General features: G+C 73.7%; 5 protein-coding genes. All 5 read right to left on the bottom strand.

Going from position 1 to position 4,105, the window contains the following annotated elements; genetic code table 11:
- On the bottom strand, positions 1-512 hold a 512-nt coding region (locus FJ251_14175; protein MBM4118851.1), incomplete at its 3' end, for a hypothetical protein.
- The gene (locus FJ251_14170) at positions 505-1,182 is read right to left on the bottom strand and encodes a response regulator transcription factor (protein ID MBM4118850.1); all 678 of its coding nucleotides are present in this window, start codon (positions 1,180-1,182) and stop codon (positions 505-507) included. The genes FJ251_14170 and FJ251_14175, both read right to left, overlap by 8 nt.
- Before the next feature lie 137 nt (positions 1,183-1,319).
- Positions 1,320-2,477 carry a molybdopterin-synthase adenylyltransferase MoeB gene (gene moeB, locus FJ251_14165; protein ID MBM4118849.1) on the bottom strand — a complete coding sequence of 386 codons (1,158 nt, stop codon included), beginning with the start codon at positions 2,475-2,477 and terminating at the stop codon, positions 1,320-1,322.
- A complete protein-coding gene (locus tag FJ251_14160; protein MBM4118848.1) occupies positions 2,474-3,658 on the bottom strand; it encodes a cystathionine gamma-synthase in 1,185 nt (394 codons plus the stop codon). The genes moeB and FJ251_14160 overlap by 4 nt, the downstream gene beginning before the upstream one ends.
- Positions 3,655-4,105, bottom strand: a 451-nt coding sequence (locus FJ251_14155; GenBank protein MBM4118847.1) for a pyridoxal-phosphate dependent enzyme, incomplete at its 5' end; no start/stop codon positions are given. The genes FJ251_14160 and FJ251_14155, both read right to left, overlap by 4 nt.

Genomic DNA, 4,105 nt, shown 5'->3' with positions numbered 1-4,105 from the left:
GGCAGTGCGTAGGCGAAGCCGCCGCGCAGCGCCGCGAGCAGGTCCTCCTCCTCTTCGAGGCTCTGGCCGAACTCGACCGCGTGGCCGCAGGCGAGGCGCACGGCCCCAACCCGCACCCCGTACTCGCGCCCGGGCAGCCTCAGCGTGCGCAACGGAGCCGTCTCGCCGGGCGCCAAACCGGCCAGCGCCGCGCGGTCCGCGGCGCTCGGGGGTTGAAAGCCTGCGCCCGTCAGCGCCTCGCCGCCGGGCGACCAGAGGCGCAGGAAGACCTTGTCCGCGTCCGGGCCCGCCAGCTCGACCGCCAGTTCCTGGGCGAAGGCGGCCTCGCCGCCAGCCTGCACGAGTGCCGCCGTCTCGGCGAGGTCCTGGCGCAGCTCGTCGTCGACGTCGGCGCGGAGGACGCGGACGCCGGCCGAATAGGAGATGCCAATGGCGAGAGCAAGCGAGAAGGCCGCGGCGCCCGCGTACCAGAGCGCGAGCCGCAGGGCTACCGAGAGGCGCAGCCTAGGCATCGTCACGCAGGACGTAGCCGACGCCCCGAACGGTGTACAGGAGAGGGCGCGCGAAGCCGCGGTCCACCTTGTCGCGCAGGCGGCACATGCGCGACTCGACGACGTTCGTCTGCGGGTCGAAGTTGTAGTCCCAGACCTGCTCCATGATCATCGTCTTGGAGACGACCCGCCCCGCGTTGCGCGCCAAGTAGGCGAGCAGCGCGAACTCGCGCGGCGGCAGGTCGATCTTGCGCCCCTCGCGCGTGACGGCCCGGCGGGCGAGGTCGATCTGCAGGCCGCCCACGACGAGCCGGGTCGTCTCGCCGCTCACCTGCGCCCGCCGGATCAGGGCTTGCAGGCGCGCGACCAGCTCCGAGAAGGCGAAGGGTTTGGTCAAGTAGTCGTCGCCACCGGCACGCAGGCCCTGGACGCGCTCGTCCACGGACCGCTTCGCGCTCAGGATGAGCACCGGCAGGCGCAGGCGCTGGCGGCGCAGCTCGTCGATGATGGCCAGCCCGTCCAGACTGGGCAGCATGATGTCCACGATCGCCGCGTCGAAGCGCTCGGCGAGGGCCAGGTGCAGGCCCTCTTCGCCGTCCGCGGCATGGGCCAGCGTGAAGCCCTCCTCCCGGAGCCCCTTGCGCAGGAAACCGGCCAGCTTCTCGTCATCCTCGATGAGCAAGACGCGCATGCCCCGCCTTCCTTCCTTCACCCAGGATTCTACGCCCAGCAGCCTCGCCGATGAAGCTCGTCCGTCGCGAATGACCAAACCGTCATCTGCCCCTCGCGGCAGGGGCGGAAATCCGGCAGGGCGACCGGCCGCAAGCTTCAGTAGGTGGGCAGGCTGGAATCCACCTCCAGCGCCCAGCGGTGGATGCCGCCGAGCAGATTGCCGACGCGGCGCCAGCCCTGCCGGCGCAGGTACTCGGCGGCGTAGAGGCTGCGCACGCCGGTGTGGCAGTAGACCACCGTCTCGCGCGCGGGGTCGAGCTCCGTCAGGCGCCCGGGCAGCTGGTCGAGGGGAACGAGCAGCGCGCCCTCGAGACGGCAAAGCCGCCACTCGAAGTCCTCGCGCACGTCGAGGAGCAGGGGCCGTTCGCCCGCGGCCAGGCGCGCCGCCAGCTGGCGCGGCTCGATCTGGGCGACGGCGGCGCCGGCCTCGGCGTCCCTCGGCGCCGCCGGGGCGCAGGCCGGCTCGGCCGTCGCCAGGACCTCCCGGATCCGGGGCCGCTCGCCGCAGAGCGCGCAGTCCGAGTCGCGCGTGAGGCGGAACTCGTGGAAGCGCATCGCCAGCGCGTCGACGAGCAGCAGGCGCCCGAGCAGCGACTCGCCGGCGCCCAAGAGGAGCTTCAGCGCCTCCGCCGCCTGGAGGCTGCCGACGATGCCGGGCAGCACGCCGAGCACGCCGCCCTCGGCGCAGCTGGGGATGGCGCCCGCGGGCGGCGGCACGGGAAAGACGCAGCGATAGCAGGGCCCGCGCCCGGCGTGGAACAGGGAGAGCTGCCCCTCGAAGCGGAAGATGCTGCCGTAGACCCAGGGCCGGTCCTCGAGGCCGCAGGCGTCGCTCACGAGGTAGCGCGTGGCGAAGGAGTCCGAGCCGTCGAGGACGACGTCCACCTCGCGCGCCCAGGCGCGGGCGTTGGCCGCGCTCAGGCGCTCGGCGCGGGCCTCGACGCGGATCTCGGGATTGAGGTCGGCGAGCCGCGCCCGGGCGGACTCGACCTTCGGCCGACCCAGCGCCGCCGTGCCGTGCAGGATCTGCCGCTGCAGGTTGCTCAGCTCGACGAGGTCGCCATCGGCGATCACGAGCCGTCCCAGGCCCGCGGCCGCCAGGTAGAGCGCGGCCGGCGAGCCGAGACCGCCCGCGCCGACCACGAGCGCGCTGGCGCCCTTCAGCCGCCGCTGGCCGGCCTCCCCCACCTCGGGTAGGGTGAGATGTCGCGCGTAGCGCGCCAGCTCGCCGGCGGCAAGCGGCGGCCCGCTCATGCGCCGCTCCCGTCCAGCGCGGCGAGGCCGGCGGCGAGATCGGCGATGAGGTCCTCGGGGTGCTCGATGCCCACCGAGAGACGCAGCAGCCCGTCCGTGATGCCCAGGCGCTCGCGGATCGCCGGCTCGACGCTGGCGTGGGTCATGATCGCCGGGTGCTCGATCAGGCTCTCGACGCCGCCCAGGCTCTCGGCCAGGGTGAAGAGCGAGAGCGCGCCGAGAAAGCGGCGCGCCGCGGGCAGCCCGCCCGCGAGGACGAAGGAGATCATGCCGCCGAAGCCGCGCGCCTGCCGCGCGGCCACCGCGTGCCCCGGGTGCGAGGGCAGCCCCGGCCAGAACACGCGCTCCACGCGCGGCTGGCGCAGGAGGAACTCGGCCACCGCGCGCGCGCCGGCCTCGTGCTGGCGCATGCGCAGGGCGAGCGTCTTCACCCCGCGCAGCGTGAGGTAGCAGTCGAGCGGGCCGGGCACGGCGCCGGCCGCGTTCTGGAGGAAGCCGAGCCGCGCGTCGAGCGCGGCGTCGCTGACGATCACCGCGCCGCCGACCACGTCCGCGTGCCCGTTGATGTACTTCGTCGTCGAATGCACGACCAGGTCCGCGCCCAAGGCGAGTGGGTTCTGCAGGATCGGCGAGAGGAAGGTGTTGTCGACCGCGACCAGTGCGCCGCGCGCGCGGCAGCGCTCGGCGAGCGCGGCCAGGTCGAGCACCTTGAGCAGCGGATTGGTCGGCGTCTCGAGCCAGAGCAGCCGCGTCTCGGGGCGGAGGGCGGCCTCCAGCGCGGCAGGATCCGTGAGATCGACGAAGTCGAAGGCGTAGCCCTGCGGCGCGAGCACCTTGTCGAAGAGCCGGTAGCTGCCGCCGTAGAGATCGTCGCAGCAGATGATGTGGCTGCCCACCGGCAGCAGGCGGATCACCGCGTCGGTCGCCGCCATTCCGGAGGCGAAGACACGGCAGTGGGCGCCGCCCTCGAGGCTGGCGAGCGCGGCCTGGAGCGCCGTGCGCGTGGGGTTGTCCGTGCGCGAGTACTCGTAGCCCTTGTGCTCGCCGGGCGCGCTCTGCGCGTAGGTCGAGGTCTGGTAGATGGGCACGCTCACCGCGCCCGTCAGGGGATCGGGGCGCTGGCCCCCGTGGACGGCCAGTGTCTCCAGGCGCAGTCGGCGCGCCTCGCGGCTCGGATTCATCGGGGCGGCGTCTCCTCGTTGCCGGCGAGGCCGTGGGCGGCCAGCCAGTCGTCGTCGTAGAGTTTCGAGAGGTACTTGTTGCCCGTGTCGCAGGCGAAGGTCACGACCCGCTTCGGCTCCCGCTGGGCGCGGCAATAGCGGAGAGCGGCGGCGAGCAGGCAGCCCGTCGAGCTGCCGGCGAGGATGCCCTCGCGGCGCAGCAGCAGCCGCGCCGTGGCGAAGCTCTCCGGATCGCCGATCGTGTAGGCCCGCCGCACGCGGCCGAGATCGAGGATGGGCGGTAGGAAGTCCTCGCCGATGCCCTCGACCAGCCAGCTGCCTGCCGCGGGCAGCGGCCGTCCCGCCACGGCGGCCGCGAGCACCGAGCCCGCGGGATCCGCGAGCACGATCTCGGTCGCCGGCGAGCGCTCGGCGAAGCAGCGCGAGAGACCGGTCACGGTGCCGCCC

The organism is bacterium (assembly GCA_016873475.1).
GTDB lineage: Bacteria > Krumholzibacteriota > Krumholzibacteriia > JACNKJ01 > JACNKJ01 > VGXI01.
Note: the sequence above shows the minus strand (reverse complement) of the source record. Positions and strands in the feature narration are given on the sequence as shown.

Bases quoted from the DNA above. Each gene is read 5' to 3' on its own strand.
- moeB (MBM4118849.1), bottom strand. From the start codon at position 2,477: ATGAGCGGGCCGCCGCTTGCCGCCGGCGAGCTGGCGCGCTACGCGCGA.
- FJ251_14160 (MBM4118848.1), bottom strand. From the start codon at position 3,658: ATGAATCCGAGCCGCGAGGCGCGCCGACTGCGCCTGGAGACACTGGCC.
- FJ251_14170 (MBM4118850.1), bottom strand. From the start codon at position 1,182: ATGCGCGTCTTGCTCATCGAGGATGACGAGAAGCTGGCCGGTTTCCTG.